General features: G+C 65.8%; 18 protein-coding genes. 7 read left to right on the plus strand and 11 right to left on the minus strand.

What is annotated here, in order from left to right:
- Nucleotides 1-4: 4 nt before the first annotated feature.
- Together VJ109_RS02275 and VJ109_RS02280 are read right to left on the minus strand one after the other, a co-directional pair.
- Nucleotides 5-892, minus strand: coding sequence for a DMT family transporter (locus VJ109_RS02275; protein WP_324758706.1), 888 nt, complete (start codon nucleotides 890-892; stop codon nucleotides 5-7).
- A gap of 87 nt (nucleotides 893-979) precedes the next feature.
- Nucleotides 980-1531, minus strand: coding sequence for an NAD(P)/FAD-dependent oxidoreductase (locus VJ109_RS02280; RefSeq protein ID WP_324758708.1), 552 nt, complete (start codon nucleotides 1529-1531; stop codon nucleotides 980-982).
- Nucleotides 1532-1659: 128 nt separating this feature from the next.
- Between VJ109_RS02280 and VJ109_RS02285 the strand changes: the two genes are divergently transcribed.
- Complete coding sequence (locus VJ109_RS02285; protein ID WP_324758709.1) at nucleotides 1660-2196, plus strand: hypothetical protein; 537 nt, start codon at nucleotides 1660-1662, stop codon at nucleotides 2194-2196.
- Nucleotides 2197-2198: 2 nt separating this feature from the next.
- Here VJ109_RS02285 and VJ109_RS02290 read toward each other — a convergent pair whose 3' ends face one another.
- The 3 genes from VJ109_RS02290 to VJ109_RS02300 form a co-directional block, all read right to left on the minus strand.
- Nucleotides 2199-2684: an SRPBCC family protein gene (locus tag VJ109_RS02290; RefSeq protein ID WP_276220631.1), complete on the minus strand. Its 486-nt coding sequence runs from the start codon at nucleotides 2682-2684 to the stop codon at nucleotides 2199-2201.
- Nucleotides 2685-2721: 37 nt separating this feature from the next.
- On the minus strand, nucleotides 2722-3978 hold the full coding sequence (locus VJ109_RS02295) for a Glu/Leu/Phe/Val family dehydrogenase (RefSeq protein ID WP_324758711.1): 1257 nt from the start codon (nucleotides 3976-3978) through the stop codon (nucleotides 2722-2724).
- Between the two features lie 184 nt (nucleotides 3979-4162).
- Nucleotides 4163-4558, minus strand: coding sequence for a hypothetical protein (locus VJ109_RS02300; protein ID WP_324758713.1), 396 nt, complete (start codon nucleotides 4556-4558; stop codon nucleotides 4163-4165).
- A 158-nt stretch (nucleotides 4559-4716) separates the two neighbouring features.
- On the opposite strand from VJ109_RS02300, the gene VJ109_RS02305 reads away from it, so the two are divergent.
- Nucleotides 4717-7365 (plus strand): hypothetical protein, encoded by a 2649-nt coding sequence (locus VJ109_RS02305; RefSeq protein ID WP_324758714.1) that lies wholly within the window; start codon nucleotides 4717-4719, stop codon nucleotides 7363-7365.
- 121 nt (nucleotides 7366-7486) lie between these two features.
- Here the strand turns inward: VJ109_RS02305 and VJ109_RS02310 are convergent, their stop codons facing one another.
- The 3 genes from VJ109_RS02310 to VJ109_RS02320 form a co-directional block, all read right to left on the minus strand.
- Nucleotides 7487-7783: a DUF5789 family protein gene (locus tag VJ109_RS02310; protein WP_324758715.1), complete on the minus strand. Its 297-nt coding sequence runs from the start codon at nucleotides 7781-7783 to the stop codon at nucleotides 7487-7489.
- 230 nt (nucleotides 7784-8013) lie between these two features.
- Nucleotides 8014-8886 carry a class 1 fructose-bisphosphatase gene (locus VJ109_RS02315; protein WP_324758717.1) on the minus strand — a complete coding sequence of 291 codons (873 nt, stop codon included), beginning with the start codon at nucleotides 8884-8886 and terminating at the stop codon, nucleotides 8014-8016.
- 233 nt (nucleotides 8887-9119) lie between these two features.
- The gene (locus VJ109_RS02320; protein ID WP_324758718.1) at nucleotides 9120-9407 is read right to left on the minus strand and encodes a PadR family transcriptional regulator; all 288 of its coding nucleotides are present in this window, start codon (nucleotides 9405-9407) and stop codon (nucleotides 9120-9122) included.
- 126 nt (nucleotides 9408-9533) lie between these two features.
- Between VJ109_RS02320 and VJ109_RS02325 the strand changes: the two genes are divergently transcribed.
- The 4 genes from VJ109_RS02325 to VJ109_RS02340 are packed head-to-tail and all read left to right on the plus strand — an operon-like array spanning nucleotide 9534 to nucleotide 12290.
- Nucleotides 9534-9809 carry a DUF7111 family protein gene (locus VJ109_RS02325; RefSeq protein WP_276220624.1) on the plus strand — a complete coding sequence of 92 codons (276 nt, stop codon included), beginning with the start codon at nucleotides 9534-9536 and terminating at the stop codon, nucleotides 9807-9809.
- 50 nt (nucleotides 9810-9859) lie between these two features.
- Complete coding sequence (locus VJ109_RS02330; protein ID WP_276220622.1) at nucleotides 9860-10282, plus strand: cobalamin B12-binding domain-containing protein; 423 nt, start codon at nucleotides 9860-9862, stop codon at nucleotides 10280-10282.
- Complete coding sequence (gene meaB, locus VJ109_RS02335) at nucleotides 10279-11325, plus strand: methylmalonyl Co-A mutase-associated GTPase MeaB (RefSeq protein WP_324758720.1); 1047 nt, start codon at nucleotides 10279-10281, stop codon at nucleotides 11323-11325. The genes VJ109_RS02330 and meaB overlap by 4 nt, the downstream gene beginning before the upstream one ends.
- A 26-nt stretch (nucleotides 11326-11351) precedes the next feature.
- The gene (locus VJ109_RS02340) at nucleotides 11352-12290 is read left to right on the plus strand and encodes an alpha/beta fold hydrolase (protein ID WP_324758721.1); all 939 of its coding nucleotides are present in this window, start codon (nucleotides 11352-11354) and stop codon (nucleotides 12288-12290) included.
- A gap of 6 nt (nucleotides 12291-12296) precedes the next feature.
- On the opposite strand, the gene VJ109_RS02345 is transcribed toward VJ109_RS02340, so the two are convergent.
- The 3 genes from VJ109_RS02345 to VJ109_RS02355 all read right to left on the minus strand — a co-directional run bounded on the left by VJ109_RS02345 (nucleotide 12297) and on the right by VJ109_RS02355 (nucleotide 14272).
- On the minus strand, nucleotides 12297-12683 hold the full coding sequence (locus VJ109_RS02345) for a Zn-ribbon domain-containing OB-fold protein (RefSeq protein ID WP_324758723.1): 387 nt from the start codon (nucleotides 12681-12683) through the stop codon (nucleotides 12297-12299).
- Nucleotides 12680-13846 carry a thiolase domain-containing protein gene (locus tag VJ109_RS02350; RefSeq protein ID WP_324758725.1) on the minus strand — a complete coding sequence of 389 codons (1167 nt, stop codon included), beginning with the start codon at nucleotides 13844-13846 and terminating at the stop codon, nucleotides 12680-12682. Before VJ109_RS02350 ends, VJ109_RS02345 begins: the two co-directional genes overlap by 4 nt.
- A 228-nt stretch (nucleotides 13847-14074) precedes the next feature.
- Nucleotides 14075-14272 (minus strand): DUF5800 family protein, encoded by a 198-nt coding sequence (locus VJ109_RS02355; protein ID WP_276180846.1) that lies wholly within the window; start codon nucleotides 14270-14272, stop codon nucleotides 14075-14077.
- A 462-nt stretch (nucleotides 14273-14734) separates the two neighbouring features.
- Here VJ109_RS02355 and VJ109_RS02360 point away from each other — a divergent pair, with 462 nt between their 5' ends.
- Nucleotides 14735-15799 (plus strand): polymer-forming cytoskeletal protein, encoded by a 1065-nt coding sequence (locus tag VJ109_RS02360; protein WP_324758728.1) that lies wholly within the window; start codon nucleotides 14735-14737, stop codon nucleotides 15797-15799.
- Nucleotides 15800-15814 lie beyond the last annotated feature (15 nt).

A 15814-nucleotide genomic window follows, 5' to 3' on the forward strand; every position in this document is an offset into this window, starting at 1 on the left:
GCGGTCACTCCGGGACCGACCGCGCTCGTGCGGCGGTCGCGACACCGACCAGGACGACCGTGCCGCCGACGAGCGTCGCCGTGCCCGGCGCTTCTGTAAGCACGACGAACGCGAGCAGTGCGCTCCCGAGTGGTTCACCCAGTAGCGAGACGCTGACCAGACTGGACTCGACGTGTTCGAGCGCCCAGTTGAGGACCGTATGCCCGAACACGCCCGGCCCAACGGCCATCGCCAGGAACAACAGCCACTCGTGGCTCGGATAGCCACGGACCGGTGCCCCGCTGGCGACCGTAAACGCGAGGAGACACCCAGCGGCGACGCCGTAGACGACCGTCACGTACGGCAACAGAGGGAGCCGCTGGCGCAGCGACCGGCCCGCGAGCAGGTAGCCGGCGGTCATCAGGCCCCCCAGCGCAGCGAGGGCGTTCCCGTACAGCGGGGCCGGTCCGACGCCACCACCCAGCAGGTCCCCGAGCGACATCACGATCATTCCGGCGACGGCGACGAAGACGCCGACGGCCGTTTTCCGGCTGACCCGCTCGTCGAGGACCAGCCACGCCCCGACCGCGACGAACAGCGGGTGGGACTGGACCAGCGTCACCGACGCCGCGACGCTGGTCCAGGAGAGGCTCTCGAACCACGCGACGAAGTGGACCGCCAGCGCGACGCCGGTCGCCGCCGCTGCCAGGAGGTCCCGCCTGGAGAGCGCCGACAAGTCCTCGGCGTGACGCCCGAGCGCGACCGGGGCGACCAGCGCCGTCGTGAACAGGACCCGATAGAACGCCGCGACAACGGGCGGGGCGTCGCTCCACCGGATCAGGATCGCGCTGGTGCTGACCGCCAGCACGGCGACGACGAGTGCGGTTCTCGGGGTGACTCGGCGTCCCGACACACCGCCCGGGACGGTCCAGCGGGACAAGAAAGTGGTCGAGTGTGGCCGATCGGGTCCGGAAGTCGTCGAGTCCGGAGCGAGTCTCGGTTACTCGGCGTCTTCAGGTACGTCGAAGTCGTGGAAGTGCTCGCCCTCTTCGTTCGAGAGGATGTCAAGCGCCGCCGCCCCGCCGTCGCCGGCGGAGATGATCGCCTGCCACTCCTGGTCGCGGACCATCGCGCCGGTCGCGTACGCGTTCTCGACGCTCGTGGCCATCGAAACGTCCACGTCGACGAGGTCGCCGTCGAAGGCACAGCCCAGCGACTCCGCCAGCGAGCGGTCGGCACCGGTCGCCAGCACGAGGTACGTCGCCTCGACGGTCTCGTCGCCGACCGTCGCGGCGAACCCGTCGTCGGTCTCTTCGACCGATTCGACCTCGCCGTCCCGGATGTCGGCGCCGAAGCCGGCGACCTGTTCGCGGGCGTCTTCCTGGAACGCCGAACCGTCCTTCGAGTCGATCCCGAGGTAGTTGAACAGGTGGGCCTTGTGCATCCACGTCTCGTCCGTGTCGTAGACGACCGTGTCGAGGCCGTTTTTCGCGGTGAACAACGCTGCGCTGAGGCCGGCGGGACCGCCGCCGACGACGAGTACGTCAGTCATACAGGTAGCCATGGGAGCGGGACGGCAGAAAACCCTACGGGTGTGTACGACCATCACATGACCGCCGTCGCTACAACCACCGTTTGTCCGATCTGAAGGCTTATTCCGGGCCTGGCGGTCGTTCGGATATGGAGCGACGACAGTATCTCGCGGCGCTTGGTGGGTCGATTACCGCCGTCGTCGGTGGGACCGCCCTCGCGAGCGGGACACGCGTGGATATCGCTCTCGACGGGTCTCTCCACCGCGGCGGAGGTGAACCAGCGGCCACGACGAAGCGAGTCACGGACTCCTCAGTCGAGTACTCCCCGGAGTCGAATCGCGTCGAGGACGGCAACGGGACCGAGCCGTTCCGGACGTGGGCGCGTCGGGCAGCGATCGAACACGCCGCGGAGACTGTGTTGCCGATCGTCGACGGCCGTCTCGACGAGGACATCTCCGGGCTGGGGCGGGGGATCAGGAGCCTGCTGTTCGGCCTCGTTGTCACCGTCGACCACACTGTCACGCGAAACAGGGACGGCGAGGTGGTGAGCGAACCGACGGTCCCGATGGAACGCGTCCTGGCGGTGGCGCCACGGACGATCCGGGCGACCGTCGAACTGGCCGGGGAGTCGTTCGAGCGATCCGTCCCGGTCGCCGTCGGCCACAGCGAGACGCAGTACCTCTGAACCTACGCCTCCAGCAACTCCTTGGTCGTCCGATGCCGGTACCGGAACATCGGTTCGAAGCCGACGACACCCAGCGGGCCGACCGCACGCCCGAGCGGGCCGCCCGGCAGTTCGTACTCGACGCTGTCCTCGACGATGGTCGCGTCCGGACCGTCGGCGACGAACCGGTGGGTGTGTTCCCAGTGGGGGAACGGCCCCTCGCGCATCACGTCGCGGAACATCGCCTCGCCGTCGCCCTCCTCTCGGGCGACGATGTCCGAGACCCAGCGCTGGCGCGGGCCGACGCCGAAGGGCTGGACCGTCGAGACGACCGTCGATCCGACTTCCAGTACGTCGGGGTCGAGTTCCCCGTCGGGTCCGCGTGCCTCCTCGATACGGAGATGCATCCAGTCGGGAGTCAGCGCCACGAGACCGTCACCCGCGGAGTGGAACTCCCAGACCCGTTCCAGCGGCGCGTTCACACGGACCTGTCGGTCGTAGGTATCCATATCCGCAGTTGGGTCGGGACGCGCAAAACGTCGGCGGTTACGGCCAGATGCCGCCCTGTTCGGCGGCGTCGACGACGCGTTTGATAGCGACGACGTACATCGCGGTCCGGAGGCTCGGCGCGTCGGTATTCTCGTAGGTCTCGATCAGATCCCCGAAGGCCTCGGTGATGACCCGTTCGAGTTCCTCGTTGACCCGCTGTTCGGTCCAGGAGAAGCGCTGTCGGTTCTGGACCCACTCGAAGTACGATACCGTCACCCCACCGGCGTTGGCCAGGATATCCGGGAAGACGTAGACGTCACGCTTCGTCAACACGTCGTCGGCGTCCGGCGTCAGCGGTCCGTTCGCAGCCTCGACGACGATGTCTGCCTGGACGTCCGGTGCGATCTCCCGATCGATGGCGTTTTCGAGTGCCGCAGGAACGAGCACGTCGACATCCATCGTCAGCAACTCTTCGTTGGTCAGCGTCCCCGTCGCGCCCTCGAAGCCCGACAACGAGCCGGTCTCGTCCTTGTGGTCCTTGGCCGCTCGCGTGTCGAGACCGTCCGGGTCGTGGACGGCACCGGAGGAGTCCGAGACCGCGACGACGCTGGCACCGAGGTCCTCGATGAGTTTCGCCGCGACGGAACCGGCGTTGCCGTATCCCTGGACGGCGACGGTCGCGTCCGTGATGTCCTTCCCGAGATAGTCGAAGGCCTCCCGGGTCGTAAGCATCACCGAGCGGCCGGTGGCCTCGACCCGGCCCGCGCTCCCGCCGGAGTCGGGTGCTTTTCCGGTGATGACGCCCGGTTCCGTCGTGTTCTCCAGGGTCTCGTAGGTGTCCTTGATCCAGTTCATCTCCCGCTGGCCGGTGTTGACATCCGGCGCAGGGATGTCCCGATCGGCCCCGATAAACGGGCGCAGTTCCTTCGCGAACGACCGGGTGATCCGTTCGAGTTCGGCGTCGGAGTAGTCGTCGGGATCGATCTCGACCCCCCCTTTGCCGCCGCCGTAGGGGATGTTGACGGCGGCACACTTGTACACCATCCACCCCGAGAGGGCCTTGACCTCGTCACGGGAGACCTGCGGGTGATAGCGAATTCCGCCCTTGTAGGGACCCCGATCGCCGTTGAACTGTGACCGATAGGCTCGGAACACCTCGACGGACCCGTCATCCATCTCGACGGAGAGGTTGGTCTCGACCACCCGTTCCGGATGTTTCAACCGTTCGAGTACGTCGGTCGAGTAGGGGAGATACTCGGCCGCGTCGTCGATCTGCTCTTGCAGACTTTCGAACGGATTGACATCGCTGGCCATGTCGGGAGTTGAGGGAGTGACCGCAAAAGCGTACCGCCGTTTTGCGCCAGTCCATCGGTTCCGCCGGCCGATTCAGCCGACGACGACGAGTCCGCCGTTGACGAAAATCGCCACTGGGCTGTCACCCAAACGGGACCGTTCTCCCTGCCTATCGGAGTGTCGATACCCTCCCGGTTCCGTCCCGTCAGAGGAACTGCCAAGCAGCGATGCCGGCCGCCACGAAGACGGCGAAGAGAGGGGCTCTAACGCGGATACCGGTGGATAGTCCGACGATGCGACCGAGGATGCGGCCGACCGGCGGGAGGATCGAGACCCCGGCGAGGACGAACAGCACCGTCGGGAGATCGGCGGTGATCGCGAAACCGGCGACGATAGCGACGTAGCCGACGATGTAGCTGGCCCGGTCGGCGAGAGCGGTCCGGTCGTCCGTTCGATTGCCAGTCCCCGCGTCGTGGGCCGCCTGTCGCTTGACGTAGTCGTCGAGGCGTTTGGCGGCCGCCTCGTTCTGTGGTTGGCCACACCGTGGGCAGAAGTTGACCGAACCGTTCAGCGAGAGCCCACACGCATCACAGTCCGGCATACGCCAGTACCGTCTCGGCACGCGATTATGAACATTGTGATGAACTGACTCGGTTCGTCGATTATTGCTGGTGAGAATCCGTCCCACAAACATAAGAGCGCCGAGCGTCGATATACCGGCCAGCACCGCCTTCGATAGCGGCCACAGGTCCCTGATCGATGACTCCGACACCTCACCCTCTCGCTTCGACCGATCGACGCGCCCGCCGGCGTCTCGGCGTCGCGCTCGTCGTCGCGCTCGTCGTCGTCGGCCTGTGTCTCCCCGGTATCGCCGCTGGGCAAGCGGACCAACCAACGCCCAGTGATAGTGCCAGGAACGACACCCAGGACCGCCCCCAGCCCGAGGTGAATTTCGTCGACGAGGACGGCGACAACAAGACCACAGTCAACACGAACGGGAGCAACACCGACGCGCGACTCTCGATCACGACCCGGCCCCCCCACAGGCCGGTGACGGTCAGATCGGACCAACTCACCGCGCCCCAGTTGTTCCGGATCTTCGCCGGCCAGTCGCCATCGGGTGTCCCCAGTGATGCGGTTCCGGGGAACATCGAGGACGCGACGACGGTCAACGGAGTTGCGATGTTCGACAGCGCTGTCGACGGCGCCGATAGGAAGATCGTCATCGTCGACCCCACGGCCTACGATGGATCGACTGTCACCTTCGAGGAAACCAGCGCAGCCGACTACACGTTCGAGTTTACCACGATCGGGACAACCGACGGCGTCGCCGCGACCGAACGTATCTCCGTGGTCGAAGATCCCAGCTCGGCGACCTTCGGAAACCCGGTCTACGAGACGACTGCGGGCGATCTCGTGACGGTGACGGTGTCCTTCGAGAACACGGACGCCGGCTACGTCATGATCGGTGGCGACGAGCGGACCAGCGGGACCGGGCTCCGGAACTACATAGACGTGTTGTACGTCGAGAACGGCGCGACGTTTACCATCAACACTCGTCTCGTCGGGACCGACATGCCGTCGGAAGCCGTCTACCGACCGGAGAGCGGGACGGTCGTCAGCTACGCACAGAAGTACGGTGCGACGACCGATCCCGACGCCACCACGGAGTTTCAGGACCTCTCGTTCGAGAACCAGAACGGCTCGGAGGTCGCCGGAACGCTCGCGGAGTTCCGGGACCACGTCGGTATCGGCGAGATTCCGCGGCCGCTCCAGCCCGCTCGATATCGACTGGTCGCCGGTGCCGGCGGCGACATCGTCGTCAGGGACGACGGCGTGCCCGACTTCCGGTACTCGTTAGCACGGTCGAACCTCCGCCTGACCCAGCCGGAGATGGGGACGGCGACGACCTACGTCGCCCCGAGTCAGAACGCCGACGAAGTCGCCGGGACGAGGACGCTCCCGAGCGGCGCCGTGGAAGCGTCGAACGTCACCATCGGTGACCGTCTCGTCGTGGAGTTCGGCGGGAACGGGACGATGGGCGCGTTGACGCACGTCGCGGGCGACCAGGAGACGGCGACCGCCGCCGAACTGGAGCACCTCCTCGGGGTCCGTCGGCTACAGGAGGGTGTCAATCTCACCATCACGGAGGTCGATCCCGGCGTGAACGAGGGGCCGAACCGGGTGGACTTCCAGACTGCTGCACCACAGGACGTGGTCCTGCTGACCGAGGCCGGCCCCGAGAACAAGCGGATCGACCGGTTCTACCTGGTCATCGATACGCGCTATCGCCGCCCGTTCCGTGAGCAGCCCGAACCCGGCGACCAGTTCCGCGTGGAGTTCACGTACGAACTCCCGCCCGGAGAGCGCTACCGCTTCGCCGAGACCGGCCCGGGCACCCGACCGCCGGCGTTCGACCCGGCGAACGAACCCGCCGAGGACGGGACCGAGCACTTCCCGTACGTCACTGAGGAAGCGACCGCCACGACGACGTTCACCTTCCAGAAACCCCGTGTTCGGTACGACCAAGTGAGCAGACAGGGCCGGCTCGTACTGGAGCCACAGGGGGGCGCACAGCTTTCGGGGACGACGAACCTCGCGCCGGGAACGCCCTACTGGATACGTGTCGTTGCGGGGGAGCAACGACCGGCCAGGACGATCTCGGTCACGCAGGGAACCGTCGGGTCCGACGGGACCTTCGGAACGATAGTCGACCTCGCGACGCTCGACGCGGGCGAGACGATCGACGTGGAGTTCTACACGACCAAACCCACCGCTTCCGATGCGGACCAGCGCCTTCTCGACGAACGCCGGGGCGTGACCGTCGCGGACAGCTCGGCGCCCGCTGACTTCGAGATCACGAGCATGACCACCGAGGCGACAGTGACGGAGGGCGAGTCACTGTCGAATTTCACCGCGACGATCCGGAACAACGGCAGCGTCGAGGGGCAACAGAACGTGACGCTCTCGATCGAGAACGAGACGGTCGCCAGCCAGGTCGAACTGCTGCGGACCGGCGAGTCGGTGATCTACACCTACGGGACAGTGTATCCGAACCGCGAGCCCGGGAGCTACAACGTGACCCTCACGACCGGGACCGACAGCGCGGAGGGCGCATTGCTCGTCGAGGGCACGCAGACACCGACCTCGACGCCCGTACCCGACGCGACTCCGACGCCCACCGCCGACGCGACAGCGACACCCACACCGTCGACGACACAGGACCAGACGGTGACGCCGACCCCGGCCCCGACGACGGGAACACCGACGACCAGTGGCGAACCACCGTCGGAGGAGTCCGACCAGAACGCGCTCCCGGTCCCGCCGCTCGGCCCACAACGGACCCGGGACGCGCTGAGCGCGACGGCGATCGTCGGCGGAGCCTACCTCGTCGACTACTTCCTATAGGGGCGTGTCAGAGTCCCGATCAGGTGCCGACTCTTTCCACGTATAAACTGAAACACCCATTCAGTCCGCGTGCATCTCTTTCACCGGACCAGTTCCGGAGTTAGAGGAGCGATAGCGATCGTCAGAACGAGACGGTGGATTCGTCCTCGGGTTCGGTTCCGACCGCCGTCCCGCCCCGATCATCGTAGTACTTGCGTCCGATGAACGTGTCGTCGAGGTTGCCGATGATTGCGGTGTAAAGCGCATCCGATGTCAGGTACTCCTGCTCTTCGACCGGATCTAACACCTCTTGAATGGTCACCGAGTCACCGGAGGGGGACGTTATCTCGGTGGTGCCGATCTGTTCGATCACAGCCGGATGCGTCACGGGGAATTCAAGCGTCTCGTCGATAATCTGCTCTGTTTCTGAATATTCCATCTCTCTTGTCCGGGGACCGATCGTCCAGTCCCGCTGTGGACACCGGTAGGCGCCGGAAGTGGATTAAACCCGACAGTTTTCACCGGAAATATATTTTTGAGTATGTGAAATACAGCGACTGGCGTTCGTTCTAGCTCGGGAACAGCAAAAGTGTGAATACTGTATTGACAGCTCGCGGGAAACCCCAACAGAGCTACGAACGCGAGGAACCGGCCGCCGACGCGCCGCCCCTAGAGGCGCGTTTCCAGTCGATCGATCAACTCGGGGTTGCCCAGGTACAGCGGCGTCCGCTGGTGGAGGTCGTCGGGGTTCGTCTCCAAGATCGACCGTGTCCCGTCCGACGAGCGCCCGCCAGCAGTCTCGACGACGTAGGCCATCGGCTGCCCCTCGAACTGGACGCGGAGCTTCCCCTCCGGCCGGGACTGGAGCGCCGGATAGGAGAACAGCCCGCCGTAGGAGAGGACCTGGTTGATGTCGGCGATCATCGCCCCGCCGTACCGAAGCTTCAACTCGCGGCGGATCTCTTCGGCGAAGCCCTCGAAGGAGTCCGTCCAGGAGTCGACGCCGCCGCCGAACCCGAAGACGGTCGGCTCGGCGGGGATGGTCACGTCGTCGTCGATGAGTCGGTAGTCGTCGTCCTCGACGATGTACTCCCGGACGCGGCCGTTCCGGGCGACCACCATCGAAGTCACCGGACCGTAGATGACGAACCCGGCAGCCAGCAGATTCCGGCCGTGTGTCGGTGGCTGCTCGCTGTAGATACCGAAGATCGTGCCCATCCCGCTGTTGGGTTCGAGGTTCGACGAGCCGTCCAACGGGTCCATAGCGACGTGGAGACGGCCGTCGGCCGTGGCGAGTTCGTCGCGCTCCTCGCTGGCGTAGGTCGCGATACCGTCGATGGCGAGCAACCGCCGCTCGAACAGTTCGTCGGCCCGAACGTCGGCGGCCAGTTGCTCGTCGCCGCTGGGGTTGACGCCGCCGGACTGCTCCCGGTGTGTCGAGATCGCGGTCCGGACCGCCGGCGCGGTGTCGGCGATCGTCGAGATAGTCTCGTCGACGGTGCTGTCGGTCGTCGCGGTGGCGCTGTCGAGTGACTTGCTCATTGGTTCGAAGACAGGGGTGAACAGCAGTCGCAGGGTGATCGGCTGGGTCGGCCGGATGGGGTAGCGTCGGTGGAACGCATCGAATGATATCTCTCTCGGGAGGGTTAAGTATCTTATCTCTGACAATTACTACGCTTCGAGTAAATCGTTCGATTTCCGCCGTATAATCCCGATAAGCGCCTGTGAACTTCTACCAGAGCGAGTAAAAATTGTTCGTACCAGATACCGAATTATTATTCATCACGAAGTTGCGCACCCATCCACTCGTACTGCTTCCGGAGTCGGCGTCGGCCCGCCTCGGTCAGCGAGTACTTGTCAGTGATGCCGTCAGCCCGGTGGGTGACAAAGCCCGCGTCTTCGAGCGCCTCTAACGCGCCGTAGAAGCTCTGTGGTTCGATGCGCGTATCGTACCGGGATTCGAGGCGGGTCTTGAGCCGTTGGCCGCCGAGTTCGCCGTCCTCGGCGCCGGCCAGCAGGACGCACATGTCTCGCCGTCGGCCACTCTGGAGCCACTTGGGCATGTACGGATGGAAGTCATCGGGGGGTTCGGCTCTTTCGACTGCGACTGCCGACTGGAGCCAGCGACGATCCGACCGACAGTACGTGGAACCGGTAGCTTCGACTGTCTGGAGTCCAACCCCAGCGTGATGACCGACACCGAAGCAGTCGCGGACGGCATCACGGCGACGTACCGCGAAACCGACACCGAGCGTCTGCTCACCTTCGAACGCGACGGACGGACCGCCGCGATCGCCCAGAACGTCGAGGGGTACGCGATGCTGAAGGTCCGGCCCTCGGCCGACGGCGACGAACTGGAGCGGTACTACGGGTTCGATATGGCCTTGGACCACGCCGCCGAACTGCTCGGGACGGAGGCTCACTCCCTGCCGGTTCCCGACGCCGCCAGTGACATGGGGATGTAGGCACGGCCAGCGGGCAAAGAGTGAAACCAGATGACGTGGTACGGAGTCATATGAGCGTCGAGCAGGAACAGGAGGAGCGAACCATCCGGTGTCTGGTGGCGAAAGTGGGACTGGACGGCCACGACCGGGGCGCCCACGTCATCTCGCGAGCACTCCGTGACGCCGGCTTCGAGGTGATCTACTCCGGGCTGCACCGATCGCCAGATGAAGTCGTCCAGGCCGCCGTCCAGGAGGACGTCGACGTAGTCGGCATCTCCATTCTCTCGGGAGCGCACAATACACTGGTCCCGAAGATCCTCGACGGCCTCAAACAGTACGACGCCTTCGACGACCGGTTGATCCTGGTCGGGGGTATCGTCCCCGAAGACGACCAGGCGGAGCTACACGAGCGGGGCGTCGACGAGATCTTCGGTCCCGGCGCGTCGATGGACGAGATGATCGCGTACATTCGGGAGCACGCCCCCGAGCGATGAGCGACCTCGTCCCGGACGTACTCGCGGGGAAACACAGCGCCCTGGCCCGCGTGATCACCAACATCGAGAACCGTGCGCCGGGCTACCGCGAGCAGGTCTCCGCGCTCCACCGCCACGCCGGCGACGCGGACGTGATCGGCGTCACCGGCAGCCCCGGTGCCGGCAAGTCGACGCTCGTGGACAAGGTGGCGGCCGCCTACCGCGAGCAGGGACTCACGGTCGGGGTCATCGCGATCGACCCCTCGTCGCCGTTTACTGGTGGTGCCGTCCTGGGCGACCGCATCCGGATGGCCTCGAACGCCGGCGACATGGACGTGTTCTTCCGGTCGATGTCCGCCCGCGGATCGCTGGGCGGGCTCTCGACGGCGACGACCGACGCCGTCACCGCCCTGGATGCGTTCGGGAAGGACAAGATCATCGTCGAGACGGTCGGCGCCGGGCAAAACGAAGTCGACATCGTCCGGACCGCCGACACCGTCGCAGTGCTCGTCCCGCCGGGCAGCGGCGACGACGTCCAGATGCTCAAGGCCGGCATCCTCGAAATCGCGGACGTATTCGTCGTCAACAAGGCCGATCTGGAGGGCGCCGACAGGACCGTCCAGCAACTCAAGGAGATGCTCCAGGGCCGCAGCGGCCGACCCGACACCGGCCACCACGGAACCATCACGGGGGCGGACAACGAAGGTGGGGCCGTCTCGACGACCGAATCTGCCGACTGGCAGCCGCGAATCGTCGAGACAGTCGCGAACCGCGGCGAGGGCGTCGAGGACTTCCTCGAAGCGCTGGGCGCACACGCCGAGTATCTCGACCGGACCGGCCGCCGGGAAAAACAGGCCCGTGAGCGGTACGCCGCCGAGATCCGGACGCTCCTGCGCGAGGACGCCAACGGCCTGCTGTCGGCCGAACTAGAGCGTCGCGGTGGCCTGGAGTCGTTCCTCGACGAAGTCGTCGAGCGCGAGACAGATCCCTACAGCATCGTCGACGAGTTGCTGGCGCCGCTGCGGGACTGTCTGGCCGAAGAGAGGGATTCCCACCACGGTTAAGCCGGTTCCCGCCCTCGTCTCGACGTATGAAACTCCGAAAGGCCCTGGGTGTCGCCGCCGGGACCGTCGGCGCGACGGCGCTCGCGAACCGTCTCCTCCGGTCCCGCGCTGGTGAGTTCGAACCGTTCCTCGACGGGAGCCAGCGGAGCTACCGCTGGCGCGGCTTCGACATCGCTTACACCGAAGCCGGTGACCCGGGCGATCCCGATCTGGTCCTCTTTCACGGGATCAACGCCGCGGGCAGCAGCCACGAGTTCCACACGGTCTTCGACCGCCTGGCCGAGGACTACCACGTCCTGGCGCCGGACCTCCCCGGGTTCGGCCACTCCGACCGCCCGCCGCTTCTGTACTCGGGGTCGCTGCTGACGACGTTCGTTCGGGACTTCCTCGACGACAACGCCGAGGACGCGACCGTCGTCGCCTCCTCGCTGACGGGGGCGTACGCCGCGGCCGCGGCCCGTGAAGTCGCGGTCGAGAAACTGGTGTTGATCTGTCCGACCGACAGCTCGATGGGGGACCGCAATGTCTGGCGGCGCTCCCTGTTGCGCTCGCCGCTCGTGGGGCAGGCGGTCTACAACCTCATCGTCTCGAAACCCTCGATCAGACACTTCCACGAGGACCACGGCTACTACGACATGGCCAACCTCACCGAGGAGGTCGTCGACTACGAGTGGCTGTCGGGCCACCAGCCCGGCGCCCGGTTCGCCCCGGCGTCGTTCGTCTCCGGCTTCCTCGATCCCGAGGAGAACTTGGGCGACGTTCTCGCGGATCTTGACGTGCCTGTGACGCTCGTCTGGGGGACCGAGGCGGAGATCACGCCGCTCTCGAAGGGGCGTGAGCTGGCCGACCGGGCGGACGCGAAACTCGTCTCGCTCGACCAGTCGCTGTTGCTCCCACACGTCGAACACCCCGCGGCGTTCGTCGACATCGTCCGCGGTGAGACGACTGTTCCGGTCGAAGAATAGGCGGTGTCAGCGCGGACGGAAGACGACCAGTCGGTCCCCTGTCGTCACCCGGTCGCCGACCGCTATCCCGACCGTCGTCCCGATCTCGACGGCGTCGGGGTCGATACCGCGGACGATCCCCGTGACCGAGACCGGACCGAACTCCGCCACCGCGGTGACGTAGGGCGCGTCGTCCTCGAACTGCGGCGTCGGGACGGTGATCGTCGTGTGCGTGGTGATCTCGCCGGCCTCCGGAAGCCGCTGTTCGGAGAGGTCCCGGGAGCCACAGGTCGAACAGACACGCCGGGGCGGCAGCCAGCCGTGGCCGTTGGCACACTCGACGTAGTAGGCCTCGCCGTCCGCGATGGCGTCGAGCCACTCGTCGTACTCACCGTCGGGAGCCTGCTCGCTCATTCTGCCACCTCCAGGACGTGGACCGTCGTCGAGGCAACCGTCCCGCCCGCGTTGTGTGCGACGCCGACCGTTCCGTCGGGGACGGCGTCGGCCCGCGGGTGGGAGCCATCGAGAAGCCAGGTGATCGTCGCCAGTTGTGCGACGCCGGTCGCACCGACAGGGTGGCCCTTCGCTTTCAGCCCTCCCGAAAGGTTCACTGGCTGTTCGCTGTGTCGGTCGGTCTCGCCGTCCGTCGCAGCGGAGATCCCCTCGCCGCGTTCGTAAAGCCCCAGCGACTCGATAGCGAACACTTCAGCGATGGTGAAACAGTCGTGGACTTCCGCGACATCGATGTCCTCGGGACCGACGCCGGCGTCGGCGTAGGCCTCCTCGGCGGCTTTGTCGGCCGCTGGCGTCTGTGTGAGGTGGGGCCGGTCCTGTAGCGCGAGGTTGTCCCCGCCCTGTCCGGTGCCGCTGATCGCGACCGGTGCGTCGAGCCCGTGGTCCTCGGCGTAGGACTCGGTGGTCAGTACCGCCGCAGCGGCCCCGTCGGTGATCGGACAGGCGTCGTACAGCCCGAGCGGACTGGCGATCGTCGGTGCCTCCAGAGCGTCCTCGACGGTGATCTCCTTTTGGATCTGCGCGTGGTCGTTGACCATCGCGTGTTCGTGGTTCTTGACCGCGATGTGGGCCAGGTCCTCGTGTGAACCGCCGTACTGATCGAAGTAGGCGCGTGCCATCAGTGCGTACGCTCCGGGGAAGGTCATCCCGGCCCGGACCTCGTAGAGGTCGTCGGCGGCGATCGCGAGGGCGTCGGTCGCCCCAGCCGTCCCGATGTTTGTCATCCGTTCGGCGCCGCCGACGACGATGACATCTGCCTCACCGTTCCGGAGCGCCTGGACTGCGCTCCGAACAGCGACGCCGGCGGAGGCACAGGCGGCCTCGAACCGTGTGGCCGGCGCATCCAGCCCGATCGCTTCTGCCATCAGCGGCCCCTGGTGGCCCTGATGCTCGGCCAGTTCGCCCATGAAGTTACCGTAGTAGAGACTATCGACATCGTCGGGATCGACGCCGGCGTCGTCGAGTGCTTCCAGGCCTGCCTCGGCGAACAGATCGCGACCGGTCCGTTCGGGGTGTTTCCCGAACTTCGTGACACCGGCCCCGGCTACACGTGGGTCTGACATTATCTATCAGTGTGTTCCAATTGTTTAAATACCTGCCGCATATGCGGAAACCTATCAGCGAATTTTACCGTCGAGACCGCAATAGGGCGATCGATTGTCCTGTTTTCCAATATATTCCCACGAGGGAATTATACCCCACGTAGGTATCGAGTGAGGGCGGGACTCTTCGCCGAACGAGTGGTCCGAGGCTGTGAAAACGCAGGACTGTGAGAACGCGCGGAGACCCGGTCAGTCGACGATCTCGGCGACCCGCTGGGGCTCACCGGAGAGTGACGGGTCGGACTCGACAATCTGTAACACTTCGTGATCGGTAACGTCCGGGTAGGACTTCTGGATCGCGTCCTCGATGAGCGCTTTCTCCAGGCGGAACTCGGTCCCCTGGTACACGACATCGACGCCCTGTTCGTCAAACGAGAGAGCCGTCATGTGGTTCGATAGGAGCGGTGCGGATAAAAGTGTAGCTTCTCGGCCCCACAAGACAGTTACTCCCGACACCGGAACCGTCACTATGGCGAAGGCTGTCGACCTCTCGGTGTCGACACGGACCCGGCAGTATCTCGTCGTCGGCGTGCTTACCGGCTGGCTCCTCCTGGTGATAGCGGCCGCGGTACTTCGGGTAGGAGTCCCGTCACTGGGTGTTGTCCCCACAGTCTGGCTCGGAACCGTCGTCGTGTCGGTCCGGTATCTGGGTGGGCCGGGCGAGGGGTCGACCTGGGACGCGATCCCGGAGTGGCAGTACGACGGCCGCTTTGCTGGCGCGGGCGGACTCCTTCGGAGCGAACAGCGCTCCGGGAAGCCGACGGGGAGTGACGGAAGCGTCCGACGTGCGTCTGACGTACGTCGTGCGCACCCTGAGGCTTTAATACGAGTGGAACCGCTTGTTGACACGTGCCATTCGGTTCTGACCCGCTCTCGGAACTCTCGATCCCCGACGGGACGACCGTCGAGGAACACGACCTGGTGACAGAGGGCGACGTCATCGTCGGCGGGCAGAGCACCATCGAGTTCGGCGTCCGCGGTCAGTCGGTCATCGCCGACGAGCGCGTCCGATTCGGCGGCCACATCGAGGCCGAGGGCGACTGCCGGCTGGACATGTGGTGTGACGTCGCCGAGAACGTCCTGGTCGGCGAGGACGCCTACATCGGCGAGCGCGTCCACATCGGCGGCCAGTTGCGCGTCGCCGGCGACCTCGACATCGGCGACGATGTCGATATCGAGGAGGGGTTCGAGGCCAACGGCTGGATCGTCATCCGCAACCCCATGCCGACGATCGTCTTCCTGTTCGTCTACCTCTCACAACTGTTACGGATCGGGGAAGACGAGGCCGCACAGGACCTCGTCGACGAGATGGTCGGCGGCGACCACGACCACGAACCGGTGTTGATCCCACGGGGCGCGACCGTCTCCGACGACACCTGGCAGGTCTCGACGCCCGCAACGGTCGGTGACGACTGTCGGCTCCACGGCAACATCCGCGCCGAGTCACTGGAAGTGGGGCGTGATACCACCGTCTTCGGCAGCCTCCGCGCTCGTGAAGACATCGCCGTCGGCCGCGGGACCGAGATCAAAGGCGACGTGACTACCCGTAACGGGGACATCCGCGTCGGCCCCGGCGTGAAGGTCTGGGGCGACATCTCGGCGGACAACGTCGACCTCCACGAGAACGCGACCGTCGACGGGACGATCCGTGCTCGCGGCGAGATGCGGATGCACACCGACGAGGTGATCGAACGGCCCGACGAATCGGCCGCGGCGATGGCCGAGATGGCCGAGGAACTGGAAGACGACGAGTCAAGCACCGACAGCGACGACGATGCTCAGGGGGAGACGGTCCCGACGGCAGCGGACGATACGTCCGGGGATGCCGACGACTCCGACGCCGACAGCGTCGACCCCGACGACAGCAGCGACGACCGCGACGCCGACGACGAGCGGGCAGAACCGGCCGAGTGACCCCTCACGTTTTAG

It is taken from the genome of Haloarcula montana, from assembly GCF_035666295.1.
Taxonomy (GTDB): Archaea; Halobacteriota; Halobacteria; order Halobacteriales; family Haloarculaceae; genus Haloarcula; species Haloarcula montana.

Excerpts from the sequence above, each read along its gene's own strand:
- VJ109_RS02280 (WP_324758708.1), bottom strand. The coding sequence starts at position 1,531 with ATGACTGACGTACTCGTCGTCGGCGGCGGTCCCGCCGGCCTCAGCGCA.
- VJ109_RS02285 (WP_324758709.1), top strand. The coding sequence starts at position 1,660 with ATGGAGCGACGACAGTATCTCGCGGCGCTTGGTGGGTCGATTACCGCC.
- VJ109_RS02290 (WP_276220631.1), bottom strand. The coding sequence starts at position 2,684 with ATGGATACCTACGACCGACAGGTCCGTGTGAACGCGCCGCTGGAACGG.
- VJ109_RS02295 (WP_324758711.1), bottom strand. The coding sequence starts at position 3,978 with ATGGCCAGCGATGTCAATCCGTTCGAAAGTCTGCAAGAGCAGATCGAC.
- VJ109_RS02300 (WP_324758713.1), bottom strand. The coding sequence starts at position 4,558 with ATGCCGGACTGTGATGCGTGTGGGCTCTCGCTGAACGGTTCGGTCAAC.
- VJ109_RS02305 (WP_324758714.1), top strand. The coding sequence starts at position 4,717 with ATGACTCCGACACCTCACCCTCTCGCTTCGACCGATCGACGCGCCCGC.
- VJ109_RS02310 (WP_324758715.1), bottom strand. The coding sequence starts at position 7,783 with ATGGAATATTCAGAAACAGAGCAGATTATCGACGAGACGCTTGAATTC.
- VJ109_RS02315 (WP_324758717.1), bottom strand. The coding sequence starts at position 8,886 with ATGAGCAAGTCACTCGACAGCGCCACCGCGACGACCGACAGCACCGTC.
- VJ109_RS02320 (WP_324758718.1), bottom strand. The coding sequence starts at position 9,407 with ATGCCCAAGTGGCTCCAGAGTGGCCGACGGCGAGACATGTGCGTCCTG.
- VJ109_RS02325 (WP_276220624.1), top strand. The coding sequence starts at position 9,534 with ATGACCGACACCGAAGCAGTCGCGGACGGCATCACGGCGACGTACCGC.
- VJ109_RS02330 (WP_276220622.1), top strand. The coding sequence starts at position 9,860 with ATGAGCGTCGAGCAGGAACAGGAGGAGCGAACCATCCGGTGTCTGGTG.
- meaB (WP_324758720.1), top strand. The coding sequence starts at position 10,279 with ATGAGCGACCTCGTCCCGGACGTACTCGCGGGGAAACACAGCGCCCTG.
- VJ109_RS02340 (WP_324758721.1), top strand. The coding sequence starts at position 11,352 with ATGAAACTCCGAAAGGCCCTGGGTGTCGCCGCCGGGACCGTCGGCGCG.
- VJ109_RS02345 (WP_324758723.1), bottom strand. The coding sequence starts at position 12,683 with ATGAGCGAGCAGGCTCCCGACGGTGAGTACGACGAGTGGCTCGACGCC.
- VJ109_RS02350 (WP_324758725.1), bottom strand. The coding sequence starts at position 13,846 with ATGTCAGACCCACGTGTAGCCGGGGCCGGTGTCACGAAGTTCGGGAAA.
- VJ109_RS02355 (WP_276180846.1), bottom strand. The coding sequence starts at position 14,272 with ATGACGGCTCTCTCGTTTGACGAACAGGGCGTCGATGTCGTGTACCAG.